General features: G+C 56.7%; 10 protein-coding genes. 4 read left to right on the top strand and 6 right to left on the bottom strand.

Annotated features, from left to right (window positions below; genetic code table 11):
* Positions 1-9 precede the first annotated feature (9 nt).
* Positions 10-1,197 carry an MFS transporter gene (locus AC0T7J_RS08420; RefSeq protein WP_473793434.1) on the top strand — a complete coding sequence of 396 codons (1,188 nt, stop codon included), beginning with the start codon at positions 10-12 and terminating at the stop codon, positions 1,195-1,197.
* Positions 1,198-1,218: 21 nt separating this feature from the next.
* Here the strand turns inward: AC0T7J_RS08420 and AC0T7J_RS08425 are convergent, their stop codons facing one another.
* From AC0T7J_RS08425 to AC0T7J_RS08440, 4 genes are all read right to left on the bottom strand, one after another.
* Positions 1,219-2,820, bottom strand: a complete 1,602-nt coding sequence (locus AC0T7J_RS08425; RefSeq protein WP_473793436.1) for an inorganic phosphate transporter — start codon at positions 2,818-2,820, stop codon at positions 1,219-1,221.
* A 187-nt stretch (positions 2,821-3,007) separates the two neighbouring features.
* Positions 3,008-4,129 carry a L,D-transpeptidase family protein gene (locus AC0T7J_RS08430; protein WP_473793438.1) on the bottom strand — a complete coding sequence of 374 codons (1,122 nt, stop codon included), beginning with the start codon at positions 4,127-4,129 and terminating at the stop codon, positions 3,008-3,010.
* A gap of 214 nt (positions 4,130-4,343) precedes the next feature.
* Positions 4,344-6,158, bottom strand: coding sequence for a glycoside hydrolase family 15 protein (locus AC0T7J_RS08435; protein ID WP_473793440.1), 1,815 nt, complete (start codon positions 6,156-6,158; stop codon positions 4,344-4,346).
* Positions 6,159-6,394: 236 nt separating this feature from the next.
* The gene (locus tag AC0T7J_RS08440) at positions 6,395-6,973 is read right to left on the bottom strand and encodes a DedA family protein (RefSeq protein WP_473793442.1); all 579 of its coding nucleotides are present in this window, start codon (positions 6,971-6,973) and stop codon (positions 6,395-6,397) included.
* Between the two features lie 206 nt (positions 6,974-7,179).
* On the opposite strand from AC0T7J_RS08440, the gene AC0T7J_RS08445 reads away from it, so the two are divergent.
* From AC0T7J_RS08445 to AC0T7J_RS08455, 3 genes are all read left to right on the top strand, one after another.
* Entirely contained in the window at positions 7,180-7,767 is a 588-nt protein-coding gene (locus tag AC0T7J_RS08445) for a Yip1 family protein (RefSeq protein ID WP_191922009.1), read from the top strand.
* Between the two features lie 178 nt (positions 7,768-7,945).
* A complete protein-coding gene (pbpG, locus tag AC0T7J_RS08450) occupies positions 7,946-8,893 on the top strand; it encodes a D-alanyl-D-alanine endopeptidase (protein WP_473793444.1) in 948 nt (315 codons plus the stop codon).
* Between the two features lie 226 nt (positions 8,894-9,119).
* Entirely contained in the window at positions 9,120-11,567 is a 2,448-nt protein-coding gene (locus AC0T7J_RS08455; protein ID WP_473793447.1) for a DUF3772 domain-containing protein, read from the top strand.
* 403 nt (positions 11,568-11,970) lie between these two features.
* Here AC0T7J_RS08455 and AC0T7J_RS08460 read toward each other — a convergent pair whose 3' ends face one another.
* Positions 11,971-14,622 carry a beta-N-acetylhexosaminidase gene (locus AC0T7J_RS08460; protein ID WP_473793449.1) on the bottom strand — a complete coding sequence of 884 codons (2,652 nt, stop codon included), beginning with the start codon at positions 14,620-14,622 and terminating at the stop codon, positions 11,971-11,973.
* A 48-nt stretch (positions 14,623-14,670) separates the two neighbouring features.
* Positions 14,671-16,068 carry a chitoporin ChiP gene (chiP, locus tag AC0T7J_RS08465; protein ID WP_473793451.1) on the bottom strand — a complete coding sequence of 466 codons (1,398 nt, stop codon included), beginning with the start codon at positions 16,066-16,068 and terminating at the stop codon, positions 14,671-14,673.
* Positions 16,069-16,210: the final 142 nt, after the last annotated feature.

Genomic DNA, 16,210 nt, shown 5'->3' on the forward strand with positions numbered 1-16,210 from the left:
TTGCCTGCTATGTCTGACACCGCTGCGTTGAGCAACAGCCAGCTCAACAAACGAATCCTCTCCGTTATTATCTTCACCTTCTTCTGCTATCTCTCTGTCGGACTGCCGCTGGCCGTGCTGCCAGGCTTCGTTAAAAATCATCTTGGCTTCAGCTCCTTTATCGCCGGACTGATTATCAGCATTCAATATTTTGCGACGCTGCTCAGCCGTCCGCAGTCGGGCCGTCTGGCCGATCGCCTTGGGCCAAAGCGGGTGGTGATGCTGGGACTGCTCTGCTGCGGTATGAGTGGGGTGCTGACTATCGTGGCCGCACTGCTGAGCGACTGGCCGTGGCTGAGTCTGGCGCTGCTGGCCATCGGGCGGCTGTTTCTCGGCGTGGGTGAAAGCTTTAGCAGTACCGGGTCAACCCTGTGGGGTATGAACATCGTCGGGCCGATGCAGACCGCGCGCGTGATCTCCTGGAACGGTGTTGCGACCTATCTGGCAATGGCCGTTGGTGCACCGCTGGGCGTGTTGCTGAACAGTGAATTTGGTATGAGTGGATTTGCCGGGCTGATTGCGCTGATGGGCGTGGCGGGCTATCTGATGGCCAGCCGCAAACCGGCGGTAACCGTCAGCGTGGGCGAGCGCATTCCGTTTCACCGCGTCTTCTCCCGCGTCTGGCTTTATGGCCTGGCGCTGGGCTTCGGCACCATCGGGTTTGGTGTTATCGCCACCTTTATCACCCTCTATTTTGCCAGCCGTGACTGGCAGGGCGCGGCCTATGCGCTGACGCTGTTCAGCCTGGGGTTTGTGCTGGTGCGTCTGGGGTTTGGTCGCTTTATTACCCGCTTCGGCGGGCTGCGCGTGTCGCTCTTCTCTTTCCTGCTGGAGTGTCTGGGACTGCTGATTATCTGGCAGGCAGACAGCGCCTGGCTGGTCGGGGCGGGCGCATTCCTTACCGGCAGCGGATTTTCTCTGGTCTTTCCGGCGCTGGGCGTTGAGGCGGTTAAACGGGTTGAGCGTCAGGATCAGGGCTCTGCACTGGGCACCTATTCCGCTTTTCTCGATCTGGGCCTGGGTTTAACCGGCCCGGTGGCGGGATTGCTCATCGGCCACTGGGGGATGCAGTCAGTCTATCTGGCAGCGGCGTTGATGGTGCTGGGGGCGCTGCTGATTACCCTGCGGCTATACTGGCAGCAGCGGCTTATCGCCTGAATGACGATAAGCCGCAGACCGTTAAAAATGGCTGAACACCCAGTAAAGCAGGGCAGAGAGCAGAATAGATACCGGCAGCGTTAAAATCCAGGCGACGGCCAGGTTACGCAGCGTCGAGAGCTGCAAGCCGGAACGGTTCGCCGCCATGGTGCCCGCCACGCCGGATGAGAGCACGTGGGTGGTAGACACCGGTAAACCGAAACTGTCTGCCGCGCCAATGGTCATCATCGCCACCAGTTCGGCGCTGGCGCCCTGGGCATAGCTCAGATGGGTTTTACCGATCCGTTCTCCCACGGTGACCACAATCCGGCGCCAGCCGACCATGGTGCCCAGTCCCAGCGCAATCGCCACCACCACTTTCACCCACATCGGAATAAAGCGGGTGGCGCTGTCGAATTCCGTTTTCACCGCTTTGAGGTTGCGTTCTGTCTCCTGCGGCAGTCTGACCTCGGCGCTCTGCAGATGTTTGATCGATTCTGACGCCAGATACATCTGGTTGCGGGTATTGGTCACCGCCTGCGCCGGAATGTTTTCCATTGAGCCGTAACGACGAATCTCATCGCCGACTTCGCGCAGCGTCATCGCCAGTGCGGGCAGTACGTCGGGATTCATGCTGTTGCTGCCAACAAAGCCGGTCAGTACCTCACGGGCCGGTGGAGGATTGGCTGACGCGGGTTGCAGTTGCAGCAGCTGATGGGCGGTCACTTCGTTCAGCGCCGCGACGCGCGGGATCTGATCGGGTGGCAGCGATCGGTTCAGGGCGTAGGCGATAGGCATGGTGCCCACCAGGATCAGCATAATCAGCCCCATCCCTTTCTGACCATCGTTGGAGCCGTGCGCAAACGACACACCGGTACAGGTCAGGATCAGCAGGCCGCGGATCCAGACCGGTGGCGGCTGATTGCTTTCCGGCGCCTGATAAAGCTGGCGATTGCGGATAAACAGTTTCATCACCCACAGCAGCAGCCCGGCGCAGACAAAGCCGACCACCGGCGACAGCAGCAGTGCATAGCCGACCTTCAATGCCTGATCCCAGTCAACCCCGCTCAGACCGCTGCGTCCGTGCAGCATCGCATTGGCAACGCCGACGCCGATGATTGAGCCGATCAGCGTATGGGACGACGACGACGGCAGCCCTAAATACCAGGTGCCCAGGTTCCAGATAATCGCTGAGAAGAGCAGCGCATAGACCATGGCAAACCCGCTGCCGCTGCTGGCCTGCAGGATCAACTCCACCGGCAGCAGTGAGATAATGCCAAACGCCACCACGCCGCTGGAGAGCAGCACACCCAGAAAGTTACAGAAACCGGACCAGACCACCGCAACGCCGGGCGTCAGCGAATGCGTGTAGATCACGGTCGCCACGGCATTGGCGGTATCGTGAAAGCCATTCACAAACTCAAAGCCGAGTGCAATCAGCAGTGCCAGCCCCAGCAGAAAGAACGGCAGATAGCTGGTGACCGGCATGTTGGTCTCTTCAACATCGCGGACCAGATTGAGGCCGGCGAACGCCAGTCCGGCAACCAGCAAAATAAAGAACAGCGGCTTACTGAAACGACTATTTTTGCCGTTGAAATCGGGGCGACCTCGGGCTGATGAGGAGGAGAGACTGTTTTCGCTCATGGTGTACCTCTGGTGGCTGATGCCGGATGCTAATTTGCACCGGGTCAACGCAGTGTGATACGCGCTTTATATGACAGATTAATGATCGTCGGACAGGGCATTCTGAGCGGAGTGACGGGAAAAATGCGCAAACGCAGGCAATAAAAAAGCCAGCGACAGGCGCTGGCTTCTGAAAGCAGAGCGGCAATTACGAGCTGGTATTGGCCGCGGCTGCAGGTGCTGCTGGGGTTACCGGAGCGGCCGGTGCGGCTGGCTCAGTGGCCGGCTGCTGTGGCTGCGCGGCACCACTGTTTGCGCCCTGAGAGGTGACTGGCGTCATTGGTTCTTCCTGTGGCGCAGCCTGCGGGTTTTCCGGCATCGGAACTGGCGCAGTCTGGATGTTGTTCTCCACGCCGTTCACTTTTACTGGCATACCGGTACGGCCCTGAATCGCGCCATTAACCTGATCCTGATTGACGCTGGCATCAACCAGAACTTTGCTCACCGCCTGATTCAGCGTAATCGGCACCAGCTCACGCGAGTTGAACTGCTCTTCGGTGGTCGACAGCGGGTTATGCACTTCTACATAGCGTGAACCGTCTGGCTCCACGGTCGCTTTTACCGGCTGATCAACGAACTGTACGCGCGTACCGACTGGCACGTTCTGATACAGCCATTTGATATCGTCAGCGCGCAGACGCACACAACCATGGCTCACGCGCAGGCCGATACCGAAGTTGGCGTTGGTGCCGTGAATCGCATAGAGACGACCGATATAGAGCGCATACAGGCCCATCGGGTTATCCGGGCCTGGCGGGAAGACCGCGGGCAGGGTTTCACCGCGTGCCGCGTAATCCGCATGCATGCCTTTGGTTGGCGTCCAGGTCGGGCCATCTTTTTTACGTTCTACCGCTGTGGTCCAGTTAATCGGGGTATCTTTACCCAGCTCACCGATACCAATAGGCAACACCACCACGGTTTTGCTGCCTTTCGGATAGTAGTAAAGACGCATCTCCGCGCTGTTAATCACAATGCCTTCACGCGGTGCGTCCGGCAGGATCAGCTGCTGAGGGATGATCATTTTGCTGCCAGCCTTAGGCAGATAAACGTCAACGCCCGGATTGGCTTCCAGCATATTGCTGAGGCCCATCTGGTACTGCGCCGCAAAAGCTTCCAGCGGCAGTTTGCTGTCTTCAGGGACAGTAATTTCGATATTTTCGCCGATCAGACGGCTGTTGGCCGGCGGTAACGGGTAAACCACAGCAAAGGCTGACTGGCTGAACGCCGCCAGAGCCAGTGCGATTGAAGCGAAAGCGCGAATGATTTTCATATTTTACAATTCTTTATCGCCATATTTCAGGCTGTTCAGTGTGTCGAATTCATGCTGGCCAATGTGACCTGCTGCGCATTATATGTTCATTAATCTGACGTTGTGAATCGGGATTTTAACCTGCCTGCAATACTTTACGTAAATTCACCGCGGATGTTAGCGCATTTCCGGAAAGCAGGGCGCTAAAAATGGGGCTTTCCGGGCTTATCCCTGACTACGGTTGCCACTGCGTTTGTTCGCCGCTGAGTTTGCGGTTCAGGAAAAAGGCGGCACTGATTAACGCCAGATGGGTCAGCGCCTGCGGCGTGTTGCCCAGCGCATGGCCGTGGCTGTCAAACTCCTCCGCGTAGAGGCCCAGTGGATTGGCGTAGCTCAGCAACTTTTCAAATTCAAAATGCGCTTCCTGAATCCGGCCCGCGCGCGCCAGACACTCGACATACCAGAAGGAGCAGGCGCCAAATGACCCTTCTGAGCCTTTCAGGCCATCGGCGGGCGTCTCATGCGTATTGTAACGGCGCACCATACCGTCGCTGACCAGGTTGGTTTTGATCGCATCCAGTGTGGCAATCCAGTCCGGGTCGGTGGCGCCCACAAAACGCACCAGCGGCATCAGCAGCATTGAGGCGTCGAGATGTTCGCCATGACGTGTCGAAGAGAAGTGGCCCCGCTCACTGTTCCAGAAGTTAGCCCAGATATCTTCGCGGATCTCCCGGCGTGCCCGATCCCAGCGTTCATAAGGCATCGGCAGCGATCGCTTCATACCCAGACGCAGCGCGCGATCCATCGCCACCCAGCACATCAGACGTGAATGCAGGAAATGTTCCGGTTCACCGCGCATCTCCCAGATACCGGCATCGGGCTGCTTCCAGTTGTCACACAGCCAGTCGATCATTTTGACGACATGTTCCCAGCCGCGCTGGGAGATCGCCTCACCATATTTATTGGCCAGATAGACCGCATCCATCAGCTCGCCATAGATGTCGAGCTGGGTCTGCTGCCAGGCGTCATTGCCGATGCGCACCGGACGAGAGTCGGCATAGCCGGAGAGATTCAGCAGCTCCATCTCGTGCAGTTCGGTGCCGCTGTCCAGCCGGTACATAACCTGCAGGCGCATCTCATCGTGATGGCTGTTTTCAACGCAGCGACCAACCCAGTGGGTAAAGTGTTTGGCTTCATCGGTGTAGCCCAGCCGCATCAGGGCATACATGCTGAACGAGGCGTCACGGATCCAGGAGGCGCGATAGTCCCAGTTGCGTTCGCCGCCCAGCTCTTCGGGCAGGCCAAAGGTTGCCGCTGCCGCAATAGAGCCGTGCTGATGTGAGGTCAGTAGTTTGAGGACCAGCGCCGAACGCTGCACCATTTCGCGCCAGCGTCCCTGATAGTTACTGTGGGCACTCCAGCGTCGCCAGTAGTTCAGCGTCTCTTCAAAGCAGTGTTCGGTGGTCAGGGCTTCGATATGCGCATCATCCACACTGCCAAATTCAAACTGGGCATGTTCACCGTGTTGTAGCGTGAAGATAGCGGTAGCACTTTCATCCTCCAGTGTCATCACCACACTGGCGGCGAGACGCAGCGACGGCTGGCCCTCGGCGTGAAAATCGATACAGCCGTTGTGCGCTTCTGCCCGGGTCTGCGCCCGGGCGTAATCGTGACGCGGTGAACAGCGCAGGCTAAAGGTCGCGCTGCCGCGTACCATTTTGACCCGCCGGATCAGACGCGGCAGCTTATTCTTATCATCACAAATCGGCATGTAGTCGGTGATCTCCGCCACGCCTTCATCATCCAGCCAGCGGGTCTGCAGGATGTTGGTATCGGGCAGGTAGAGCTGCTGACGTCGCGCGTTGGGCCAGTCAGGGGCCAGGGAGAAAAGTCCGGCATCATCGCTGTCGAGCAGGGCGGCAAAGACCGACGGGCTGTCGAGTTCCGGCCAGCAGAGGTAATCAATGGTGCCGTCATTCGCGACCAGTGCGCAGGTGCGCAAATCTCCGATCACGCCATGGTCTTCAATCTTACGTTTTACCTTACTCATCCTTATCCCCCTGTCAGTGTCGATCCTAACTATAGCTGAGTCATCTGATGCGGCTTCGTTTGGGCACAGATGGTTAACGCACGGTTTAATGAGAGAGAAGGGAGAGAGGGGGGCAGATAGTGCCCACGGCATCGCTAACGTGGTCGCCTTGCGCTGCTCAGCGTCGGCGACCTGTATCACCGGTCAGCTTACTCTTATAGATGGAGGCGGTCGTTGACGAAGCCGTGGTTCATTCATTACTGATCGGCGCGACGGGTGTGCCAGCGGCGGATCACCCAGCGCAGCGCAAACGCGAATACCACTGCGCCGACCAGCCACAGCAGATGCTTCAGGTGCTGGTCGAGTTTATGCAGCCACGGCGCGATGATGCCGCCCGCGAAATAGCCGAGTGTGACAAAGATCAGCGCCCAGATGGCCGCCCCGATGACGTTAAGAATAAAAAATTTCATCGGATTGAGGCGGCTGGCCCCGATGATGATTGGGCCAATGAGACGAAAGCCATACATAAAGCGCACGCCAATCACAAACAGGCTGGGACGGCGTTTAATCAGGCGGTTCGCCTTCACCACTTTATCCTGATGCTTCTTAAAACGGTGCAGGATCCGCGTGCCCCAGCGACGGCCGATCCAGTAGAGCAGTTGATCGCCGACAATACCGCCACCCATGGCGGCCAGCACGACCCCCACGTAATGCAGCAGTCCCTCATGCGCGGCGACGCCGCCCAGCAACGTAAATGTTTCTCCCTCGGCGATACAGCCAATAAAAAGTGCCAGATAACCGTACTGCGTAATTAATGCGTTGATATCCAGATGCAAAATGACCCTCCCTGTTCAGTGACTGTTTCTTCCAGTCTATACGCGATTTGGCTTCGCTTCTGCCCGTACCTCATCGGTCCGTTTATTTATGCTGTTTTTTTGTCCGGTCACCACGAAAGTTTTGCTGCCGTTTATACTTGAGAGGACGCTGCCCCCCAAAGACGGATGCATCACCGGGCGGCCCACTGCATCAGAGGAGTGAATCTATGAATCATGTCTGGGGTCTGCTGGCGCATCCTAATCAGGAAATGCGTCATATCAAGCAAGAGAATGAGAGCGTATCGCACCATTACACCCACCATGTTCTGCTGATGGCGGCGATTCCGGTGATCTGCGCCTTTATCGGTACAACGCAACTGGGCTGGAATCTGGGCGAGGGGCAATATGTGCAACTCAACCTGTTGACCGGGATCGGGCTTGGCATTCTGTTCTATCTGATTATTCTGGGTGGCGTCGCGGTAATGGGACGCGTGATTCACTGGATGGCACGTGATTATCCGCAGCGCCCCGGCGTCCAGCGCTGTACGGTGTTTGCGGGCTATGTGGCTACACCGCTGTTTCTCAGTGGACTGGTGGCGCTTTATCCGCTGGTCTGGCTCTGTGTTCTGGCAGGCGCGCTGGCGCTGCTCTACACCGGTTATCTGCTCTATATCGGTATTCCACTGTTTCTTAATATTGACCGTGACGAGAGCCTGCGCTTTTCCGGTTCAACGCTGGCCATCGGCGTGCTGGTATTTGAAGTGTTACTGGCATTAACCGTGGTGTTGTGGGGATATGGACCGCATCTGTTCTGACCGGCCACTGCCGCCGCCCTGGCGGCAGTTCTCTTTTTACGCCCGGAAACACTCTCACCAGGAAATCTCTTAACCTTAAGCGTATGATGCTGCTGCCAGCCTTCGCTCTGACCTGACTGACGCGGGCGGCCTGTGTCGGTCTGACACAGTACATATTCATAACCGGGTTTTTTCTACGATGCCTGCAAAAATTCGTTCCACCCTGCTTTCGCTGGCGCTGCTCGTTTCAGGGCAGATTGTTTCACTTCCGGCGCAGGCGAAGACGTCGCTGTCGCAGCTGGCGCCTATTGCTCAGCCGCAGATCGCCTCTGGCAGTGCGATGATTGTCGACCTCACAACCAATAAAGTGCTGTTTTCCAGCCACCCGGATCGGGTCAGGCCCATTGCCTCTATCACCAAGCTGATGACCGCAATGGTGGTGCTGGATGCGCATCTGCCGATGAATGAGATGATAACCGTCGATGTCAGCCAGACGCCGGAAATGCGGGGTGTCTTCTCACGCGTTAAGCTCAACAGCCAGATCAGCCGCCGGAATATGCTGCTGCTGGCGCTGATGTCCTCGGAAAACCGCGCTGCCGCCAGCCTGGCTCATGCTTATCCGGGCGGCTATAACGCCTTTATCCGGGCGATGAATGCGAAAGCGCGGTCACTGGGCATGAAACAGACCCGCTATGTGGAGCCAACCGGCCTGTCGACGCAAAACGTCTCCAGCGCGCAGGATCTGGTTAAATTACTCAAAGCAACGCGGGAATATCCGCTGCTTGGCGCGCTCAGCACCACTAAAGAGGAGACGGCGGTTTTTGCCCATCCGAGCTATGCGCTGCCGTTCCGCAATACCAACCATCTGGTTTATAAAAATGACTGGCACATTCAGTTGACCAAAACCGGTTACACCGATGAGGCGGGCCACTGCCTGGTGATGCGCACCATGATTAATAATCGTCCGGTGGCGCTGGTGGTGCTGGATGCCTTTGGCAAATATACCCACTTCGCCGACGCTAACCGTCTGCGCAGCTGGATTGAGACCGGTAAAGCGGCGCCGGTGCCAGCCGCCGCGCTGGCGTATAAAAAGCAGAAGTCGGGTCAGGTCGCCAGTAATGGGGCCAGCAGCGCCGACGTCGAGTAGAAAACAGCCGGTGTCGCGCACTGCGTGCACGGGTATTGCCTGCAGGCTGAGCAGGACGCCGGGAGAACGCGGTCAGAGGCTTAAAGCCATTTTAACGCCTCTGACCGCCCGGAATTAGCCCGAAAAATGCCCGTTATTCCTATATTGCCATCCCTTGCAAAGCCCTACACTACGCGCGACTGGCGAGGGACGATCGCCTGATTTAAGCTGCCGGAATCTTACTCATATGTTTAAGCTACGATCCTTTTTTGCATTGTTAATGCTGGCGCTGGTGGCATTTGCCCCGGCGCTGACGCTGGCCGCGGATGATACGACCAGTGCTGCTCAGGACCAGGACACACCGCCGAAGCTGAATGCCGCGGTTGAACTGCCGAAAATGCAGAAGATCCTCGATAAAATTAAAAGTCAGGTCTCGGTCGATGCTGGCGAAAACAAGCTGACTCAGCTGAATGAAATGGCGCTTGAGCTCTCTGGTAATGCCGACACGCTGGGACAGGCGCTGATCCCTGATCGCCAGCAACTGGATGCCCAGTTGCAGGTACTGGGGCCAGCACCCAAGGCCGACAGCGGCGTAAAAGAGACGCCGGAAGTGACGCGCAAGCGTAACGCGCTGGAGAGTCAGAAAAGTAAACTCGACGACCAGATTAAACAGGCCGAAGGCATTAAAAATGGTGCGCTGACGCTTTCCTCGCAGATTACTAACCTGCGTCGTGACCAGTTGAAAAGCCAGCTGGCGCTCAACTCTGGCACGATTCTGGGGCCGCGTTTCTGGTCACCGTTGCTCAATAGTCAGGATCTGGATGGCGAGAAAATCGGTGAGTTTCTGCAGGAGCTGCAGGACACCGCAGTACTTTCATGGGAGCCGGGCTGGCGCGTGGGCAGTGTCTTCTGGCTGCTGGCTGCGCTGTTAGTGATGACGGCCGGCCGTCGTTACAGCGAAGAGTTTCTGGCCTGGGTCAGCATTCACAAACTGCCGGAAGGGAAGTTACGTCGCAGTTTCCTGGCGGCAGCGATAGCCCTGACCACTCTGGTGGCCGTCGTCCTCACCTTTAACTTTATCGCCCTGGCCTTTACCCGCCGTGATGAAGTTTCTGAAAACGTTCAGGACTTTGTGGATCAACTGGTTCGGCTCAGTGTTTTTTGTGGCCTGATTGCCGGACTGGGACGCGCTTTCCTCTCTACCCGCCGGCCCAGCTGGCGGTTACCGACCATCTCCAATGAAGTGGCGATGGCATTAAAACCGTTTCCACCGATCACCGCGGTGCTGGTCTTTATCTTCCAGACGGTCGAGGCGTTTAACTACAGCGTCGGCACCAGCCTGAATACCACTATTTTTGCCAACGGCCTGACGGCACTGCTGATTGGTAGTACCGCGCTGGCGATCAGCATGCGCACCAACCGCGTTCGTCGCCGTATGACCCAGGCGGGCACACCGCCGGAAGCGCGCTCAACGCTGGTCGGACTGATCCAGATGGGCCTGACGCTGACCGGCATCGCCATTCTGGTGTCGCTGCTCATCGGTTACGTCACGCTGGCGCGCTTCCTGAGTTATGAAGTGATCTGGTGCGGCCTGCTGTTTGGTTCGTTCTACTTCCTCAGTCATCTGCTCAATGATGGCTGTGAGAGCCTGTTCTCGACCAGTAACGCAACCGGTCGCCGCATTCAGAGTTCGCTTAACATCAATGAGCGTCATCTGCAGCAAACGGCTACGCTGCTGACGGCCATCGGTAAAACCTTCCTGGTGCTGGTTGTGGCACTGGCGCTGGTCAACGGGACCTTTGCCTCATCAACGCCGATTGAGCTGCTGCAAAAAGTGATTGAGTTCTGGGGCGGTAAAGGGCTTGAATCCCTGAACATCGTTCCGGCACACATGGTGAATGCGATAATCTGCCTGATCGTCGGCATTTATGTGCTGCGCTCAGTGCGCCGCTGGCTCGACAACGATTTTCTGCCGAAAACCACCATGGATGTGGGCATGCGGGTGTCGCTGGTAACACTGTTCAGCAACATCGGTTATGTGTTGATCATCCTGCTGACCCTGTCGATCATGGGGCTACAGTGGAATAAGCTGGCCTGGATCGTCAGTGCCTTGTCGGTAGGTATCGGTTTTGGCTTACAGGAAATTGTGAAGAACTTTATCTCGGGGCTGATCCTGTTAACCGAGCGGCCAGTGAAGGTTGGCGATCTGGTGAGTATCAGCGGTATCGAAGGGGATATCCGCCGGATTAACGTGCGCGCCACCGAGATCCAGCTGGGCGATAAATCCACGGTGATTGTGCCGAACTCGCAGTTTATCTCGCAGAACGTGCGCAATGCCACCATGGGCAATGCGCAGGGGGTGGTCACGATTACGCTGACTTTCCCGCTCGACATCGATCCGGCGAAAGTGCGCGATATTCTGCTGGAGGTCTACAACGAAAATGAACGCATTCTGGAGACGCCAGAACCATCCGTTTCGTTTAAAGATCTGACTCAGCAGGGAATTATACTGAGCGTCACCGGTAACGTGGCGGGTCAGCGCCAGATCGCAGGGGCGAAGAGTGACCTGCTGTTCGATATTCTGACGCGTCTGCGTAAAGAGGGCATCCTGCTCTCCACACCGCAAACCATGATTATCGAGCGCCGTCAGCAGATGGCGGGTGCGGAGCCGGTACCCGAAGAGAAGCTGGTTTAAGAGAGCCAGGTTTAGGTGTGTAAAGGCCGACTTCTGTCGGCTCTGATGGTAAATACAGTGTGGCCCGGTTAGCTGTGTAATCGAGCTGGCACAGGGAACACGGTCAGATCGGAAAGACGCAAAAGCTGTCATCCATGACATGCTCGGCCCACGCAATTACGCACCTCATCCCTGAGGTGCGCCCGTAGCCGGGCCAACGCTTTGCGTTGTTCAAAAACGCTCCTGACGTTTTTGTCCATGGCGTGGGACGCTTTCCTCTTCTGACCGTGTTCCCAGCGCATTAAGTTTCTTCATTGCTGCCAGATTCACCTTGCTTCAGGATTGGCAGCAATCAAAGGGCCGACTTCTGTCGGCCTTTTTTATGTTCAAACGCTGGCTTTTCAGCCCGTTCACACTTCGCTTTCTACAGGGATTCAACGCGGCTGGTGTGCTGCCCGTCGCGGCTCACCGAGCGAATTGCCACCGCACCGCTGACCTGCGGCGGTCTGGTGGCATCGTAGCGCTGCCAGTTTGTGCCCTTGTCCAGGCTGTACTCCAGCGTCACGCCCGGTAAGGCCACATTCATCGACAGGACGCCATCAACGATTCTGGCTCCCGGCACCGGCAGGCGATAATCGATGCCCGCCTTATCCAGCTTCGCCAGTTCCCGCTGTCCCAGCAGATTGGAAAATCGCTGCCAGTCATACAGGCGCGCCTGCTGATCGACCAGATGGGTTTTGCCCCCTGTATACTCCTGACCCGCCTTGTAATCCTGCTCCCAGCTGGCGCGGTGCCAGCTTCGTTCCGCTACCGCAAACAGGCGAGGATAGATCATGTGCTCCATTTGAGCGTCAGTGCGCACCGTTTCGCTCCACAGCTGGGCCGAAATGCCGTAAGCACCGCTCCAGGGCTTCTTTGATTTGGCGCTGAAAAAGTTGCCGTCGCGATCCACCGAGGTTTCAGCATTCTGCGGCAGGTTGTCCGGCGCGAAGCCAAAGATTTTGCGTTCGTCGTTGAAGCGCGTGCCCCAGTAATAGCCGCGTTCCAGCGGGTTAACTTCATACGGAAAATCCAGATAGAGATAGTCGGGGCTGGAGATCACCACGTCGTAGCCTTTTTGTGACCAGTCACTGGCTGTGTCAAAACCGCCCCAGTAGAGGGTGTCCCAGAAGTTGACCGCGACGCGCGGTGTGGCAAAGGCTGCCGCATCTTTGGCATGTTTTAAACCATCCTGCCAGGCCTGCATTTTGCTAATGCCGTGCCGGTTAACGATGTCACTGACGGTCAGGGCAAAGTAGCTCGGCAGGTGCGCCAGATCGTCCACTTTGCCGCTCTTCACCAGCGCCTGACAAACCTGTGATTTCGCCCACGGCAGATCTTCTTTACTCCAGTCGCGCAGACCGGTGCCCGGTTTAGGGTCGCGTTTATCCGAGTAGCCAGCCCCCAGCCGGATATTCTTCGCTTCGTCACCGCCAAAATGCCAGACACCGAGCGGCTGCCCCGCTTCCCGGTGCATCGCCACAACTTCACCGATCACTTTATCGACAAACCGCTGCGCACCCGCAATGCAGGGATTGAGATAGCTGGTGCGGTCATAGAGCTGCACCGAGGTGGTATTGGAGTCGTCGGTGGGATCGATCAGGCGATACGCACTGGCCTGTTCAGGTTGTCCCTGCTTCATCAGCCGCTGATAGCGCGCTTCCATGGCGATGACGGCCGCACGGGCATGGGCGGGCATATCAATTTCCGGGATCACCTGAATGTGACGGGCCTGCGCATATTTCACAATCTCGATGTAGTCGGCACGACTGAAGTAGCCGCTGCCGTTGTTATCGCTGAACGGACCGGAACCGAGCTGCGGCAGCAGACAACGCTGTTCGCTCAGGTCATGGCAGCGTTTAGCCCCTATTTTAGTCAGTTCCGGTAAGCCGGGAATCTCAATCCGCCAGCCCTCATCGTCACTGAGGTGAAAGTGGAAGCGGTTCATCTTCCAGGCCGCCATCTGATCAAGCAGCCGCATGACCGCCTGTTTACTGTGAAAGTTGCGGGCAACGTCAAGAAAGGCACCACGATAGGCAAAGCGGGGCGCATCATGGGCTGTCAGCGTGGCGATACGCGGCGCGCCTTCACCTGGAACCAGCGAGAGAATCGACATCAGACCGTAGAACGCACCGGCAGCATCGTAGCCCACCACGATGGCGCGGCGGGGAGTGATATCCAGATCGTATGCGCCCGGTTTAGCCTGTTTGCCGCTGAAGTGATCCGGTTTGATCTGCGTCGTGATGGCAAATCCATCAGGCGCTTCTTTCAGGCCGAGCAGGGTCAGACGCTGCTTTACCGCCTCACCGGTTTCACGGGTCAGCCCGGTCAGAGACAGACTGACGCCACGGCTGAGATCGGCATCCTGCGGACGGAGTTTCACTTCAAGCGGCGTGGGTGTGATTTGACCCCGCAGCGCGGAAGCGGGCAGGGTGGCAACATCGCTGTTTTTATCAAACCGGCTGGCGGGTTGCATCAGGATATTCCGGTCATCGGCACTGCGCCGCCAGTGATCACCCAGCGGCAACACAAACTGGCTGGGATCTTCATGATCGGTGCTGGCAATAATTTTGGGGGTGGCCAGCCCGGACGTCACATACCAGCGCGGCATCACATCCGTGACAAACAGTTGCCAGTATTCGTTAACGATCGGAATCTGCACCGCTTCGCCCGCGCCAATGCCGGTAAATTTCTCTGTCGGCTCCAGCCGGGTTAAGTCACCGACCAGGTGGGTCATTTTAAACTGTTCGTTATCGACCCGCAGCGTCTGGTGGACGTTGCTCATGTAGATTGCCCAGTGTTTGTCGGTCAGGGCAGGGCCGTTATTGGTCAGGGTGATGGTGGCGCGATTGCAGGCGGCAAAGTCGGCACCCAGCGCGGCGCAGTCGATGCCATGCAGAGCGGCCTGATTATCGTTCACCTGATAAGTGACGCCAAACTGGCTGATCTGATTCACTACCTGCTGCGCTGACGAGCTGGCGTGACCTGTGGCTGCAGCGCCCAGCAGAGTGAGCGCGATAAGGCTTAACTTAAACATATTGATTCATCCTTGCTGCTGAAGAGATATCCGGGAGTCTGCAGGGCGTCAGAACAGGGTAAACGGCACGATAACCATAAATTTGATGTCCTTCTCGTCCTGAAAAATGTTGCCGTAACCGCCGCTGTAACTGGGCAGATTGCTGTGATTGTCGTAGCGGGTGTAATGCAGTTTAAACTGGGTATCCTTGGCGCGGCCATGCTGGATTTGATAGATCAGATCAAGGTTCCAGGCAGACTCTTTCAGCCGCTGGCTCTGGTCAACGGTGGGCAGCGTGGCGGGTCTGGCATCCCAGCCCCAGACGTACGATGCGCCCACTTTCCATCCCGCCAGTTGCCACGGCGTTAAGTCGAGCATCGCCCCGGCAAAGATCGCTTTTTCGCCATTAGCGTTCCAGTCGGAGCGGGCATCCCACCAGATATCCAGTCGTCCATTGGAGCTGGCGTAGCCTGGCGTCATGCGCTGCAGGAAGAAGCCCTGATTCCCCTCTGCTTTGACCCAGCTGCCTTCCAGGCGCAGATCAACCGGGCCGACGGTGTAACCGACCGTGATTGCCTGTAACCAGGCCAGGCCTTCATAGACATCACGGGGATTAGCGGCACCGCCCGCTACTTTGTCGTGCGCCCCGTAAAACTGATAGCTGGTGTAGAGTGCATTGCCGCCGGGCGTGGCTGACCACGAGGCTTTGGCAAAATATTGATCCATATAATCCGCCGCCTGGCCAAATGCGCCCTCAAGCACCAGGTTATTCCTGAAGTCATATTTCATGCCGAACGAATGCAGGTAGCTGACAGATGTTTTGCCATCAGCCTGGCGAAAATTATATAAATCACGATACCAGGGCGCTTTATATTTGTCGCTCCACATCCATGAGAGTGATAATGCACCGGCCTGCTGGAAATCATACAGCGCACCAATTTCGACGCCGCGATAGGTTCCGGGTAAGAAACTCCAGTGTGGCGCAATAATTGTCTGGCCGGCTGGCTGAATATAACCGGCGCGCAACCAGTAATCGTTATATTTTACTTTCAGTGCGGCTTTATAAACAGAAGCACCACCGCTGTCGCCATTCCACTTTTCATCCCAGCGGGTACGCGCCTTACTGAAGCCAATTTCATTGGGTGCGGCAGGGCCGCTATTAGAAAGCTCAGCAGCACCAAAAATGGCGAGGTCCAGACCAATCCACTCTCCGGCATAGCCTGACTGATAGTCGAGATTACTGTTGAGCGAGGCATGATGTAAATTAGCCCGATACTGCCCCTGATATTCACTGGCGGGATCGGTGTCTCTGCGATCTCGCTGACGCTGCCAGTAAAAAAGATTACCTTTCAGCGATGAGCCCTCAATAAATCCGCTGGCGTAAGCCGGTGAAGAACTTATTGCTGTTGACGCTATTATTGCGCTGGCTATTTCAATTAACGTTAACGCGTAATTAATTTTTCGCATGACCATTCTTCCCTGAATGAAATTAAGATGCTTGCTATGAATTTTTTATGGCGACAATCTATTTTTCGCGACGCGAAATATCAATTGGTGGCAGGGTTTTTTGTGAACTATTGCGCATAACCCGATGAGATAAAATAAAGCA

This window comes from Pantoea sp. E956-1 (assembly GCF_982223955.1).